Annotated in this window: 2 protein-coding genes; both read left to right on the forward strand. The window is 65.9% G+C overall.

The features are described from left to right. The coding region (locus tag J7E68_RS06755) for a DUF3159 domain-containing protein (RefSeq protein ID WP_215171059.1) at window positions 1-415 on the forward strand (415 nt) is incomplete at its 5' end. 153 nt (window positions 416-568) lie between these two features. Further along, on the forward strand, window positions 569-2,956 hold a 2,388-nt coding region (locus J7E68_RS06760; RefSeq protein WP_215171061.1), incomplete at its 3' end, for an aconitate hydratase.

Below are 2,956 nucleotides of genomic sequence, written 5' to 3' on the forward strand. Positions count from 1 at the left end.
CGCCGCAGCGGCCGCGGCGGCACTGGCGCTGTGGACGGGGCGCGGCGAAGACAACTTCGTGCCCGGGCTCATCACCAATGCGGTCTACGGAACCGGGATGCTCGTATCGGCCCTCGTCGGCTGGTCGCTCATCGGTCTCGCCGTCGGATTCCTGATGGGGGAGGGCACCGCATGGCGTGGTGACCGCCGTAAGCGCCGCGCATTCCTCTGGCTCGGGATCGCCTGGGCCGCTCTGTTCTTCGCCCGGCTCGCCGTGCAGCTTCCGCTGTACCTGGCGGGCGACGTCACCGCGCTCGGCACGCTGAAGCTCATCATGGGTCTGCCGCTGTTCGCGCCGTTGATCGCCGTCACCTGGCTCGTCGTGCGCGCACTCTATCCGCGCGCGTCGAGGGAGGAATCGCCCGCGCAGTCGTGATAGATTTATCTTGACATCAAGATAAATTGCAGGCTTTCGTCTGCGGGCTGAACGGAGCAGACTGGTTAGGTCTGCCTTGCTAGCCGCAGGGGCTCGCTGGCGAGCAAGATGGAGGCGCCTGTCGCTCCCATCCGAATAGAAGGAGACGGATTCGTGTCCACGGTGAACAGCTTCGGTGCCAAGAGCACCCTGACGGTCGGCAGCACCGACTACGAGATCTTCGGCATCGACACGGTGCCCGGTTTCGACAAGCTCCCCTTCAGTCTCAAGGTCCTCCTCGAGAACCTGCTTCGCACCGAAGACGGGGCGAACGTGACGAAGGCGCAGATCGAGGCCCTGGGATCGGGGGATGCCGCGGCAGACCCGAGCACCGAGATCCAGTTCACGCCCGCGCGCGTGGTCATGCAGGACTTCACCGGTGTCCCCTGCATCGTCGACCTCGCCACCATGCGCGAGGCAGTGACGGCGCTGGGCGGCGACGCGAACAAGATCAACCCGCTCTCGCCGGCCGAGATGGTGATCGACCACTCGGTCATCGCCGACCTCTTCGGATCCGAGAACGCACTCGAGCGCAATGTCGAGATCGAGTACGAGCGCAACGGTGAGCGTTACCAGTTCCTCCGCTGGGGCCAGACGGCCTTCAGCGACTTCAAGGTCGTTCCGCCCGGAACCGGCATCGTGCACCAGGTGAACATCGAGCACCTCGCCAAGGTCATCTACGACCGTGAGGTCGACGGCGTGCTGCGTGCGTACCCCGACACCTGTGTCGGCACCGACTCGCACACGACGATGGTCAACGGCCTCGGCGTGCTGGGGTGGGGCGTCGGCGGCATCGAGGCCGAGGCCGCGATGCTCGGGCAGCCCGTCTCCATGCTGATTCCGCGCGTGGTCGGCTTCAAGCCCTCGGGTGAGATCCCCGCCGGTGTGACCGCGACCGACGTCGTGCTCACCATCACCGATCTCCTGCGCAAGCACGGCGTGGTCGGCAAGTTCGTCGAGTTCTACGGCGCGGGTGTCGCATCCGTGCCGCTGGCCAACCGCGCGACGATCGGCAACATGTCGCCCGAGTTCGGCTCCACCGCCGCGATCTTCCCGATCGATGACGTCACCCTCGACTACCTGCGCCTGACCGGTCGCAGCGACGAGGCCGTCGCGCTGGTCGAGGCCTACGCCAAGACTCAGAAGCTGTGGCACGACGAGAGCGCTGAGCCGACGTTCAGCGAGTACCTCGAGCTCGATCTCGGCACTGTCGTGCCGTCCATCGCCGGCCCGAAGCGCCCGCAGGACCGCATCCTGCTCTCCGAGGCCAAGTCGCAGTTCGAGCAGGACATCCTCGCCTACGCCGCACCGTCGACGTCGGACGACGTTGTCGACCTCGAGTCGAAGCACTCGTTCCCCGCGTCCGACCCGGGCAACGCGCCTGGGGAGGAGGAGCCGCGCACCACCCGTCCGGTGCACATCAACAGCGGCGCTCCGGCCAACGCGTCCAAGCCCGTGCCGGTGACGACTCCGTCGGGTGAGCAGTACATCCTCGACAACGGCGCCGTCACGCTTGCGGCGATCACGTCGTGCACCAACAAGTCCAACCCGTCGGTGATGATCGCCGCCGGCCTCGTCGCCCGCAAGGCTCTCGAGAAGGGCCTCAAGCAGAAGCCGTGGGTCAAGACCACCCTCGGCCCCGGCTCGAAGGTCGTCACGGACTACTACGAGAAGTCCGGACTCGACAAGGACCTCGAGGGCCTCGGCTTCTACACGGTCGGCTACGGCTGCACGATCTGCATCGGAAACTCCGGCCCGCTGATCGAGGAGGTCTCCGCGGCGATCAACGATCACGACCTCGCGGTCACCGCAGTCCTCTCGGGCAACCGCAACTTCGAGGGTCGTATCAGCCCCGACGTGAAGATGAACTACCTCGCCAGCCCGCCGCTGGTCATCGCCTACGCACTGGCAGGGTCGATGCACTTCGACTTCGAGAACGATGCGCTGGGCAAGGGCACAGACGGCGAAGATGTGTTCCTCAAGGACATCTGGCCGACTCCGGCCGAGGTGCAGGAGCTGGTCGACTCGTCGATCTCGCGTGAGCAGTTCATCAAGCAGTACTCGACCGTCTTCGAGGGCGACGAGCGCTGGAAGAGCCTTCCGACCCCGGACGACGCGATCTTCCAGTGGGATGACAAGTCGACCTACGTGCGCAAGGCGCCGTACTTCGACGGGATGACGATGGAGCTCACCCCGGTGCGCGACATCGAGGGCGCTCGCGTCATGGCGACGCTCGGCGACTCGGTCACCACCGACCACATCTCGCCCGCCGGCAACATCAAGACCGGCACGCCCGCGGCCCAGTACCTGACCGAGCACGGCGTGGATCGCAAGGACTTCAACTCCTTCGGATCGCGTCGAGGCAACCACGAGGTGATGATCCGCGGCACGTTCGCGAACATCCGTCTGAAGAACGCCATGGTCGCGGCGGTCAACGACGGCCAGGTCGTCGAGGGTGGCTACACCCGCGACTTCACCCAACCCGGAGGACCCCAGTCGTAC

This window comes from Microbacterium sp. ISL-103 (genome assembly GCF_018613995.1).
Lineage (GTDB): Bacteria > Actinomycetota > Actinomycetes > Actinomycetales > Microbacteriaceae > Microbacterium.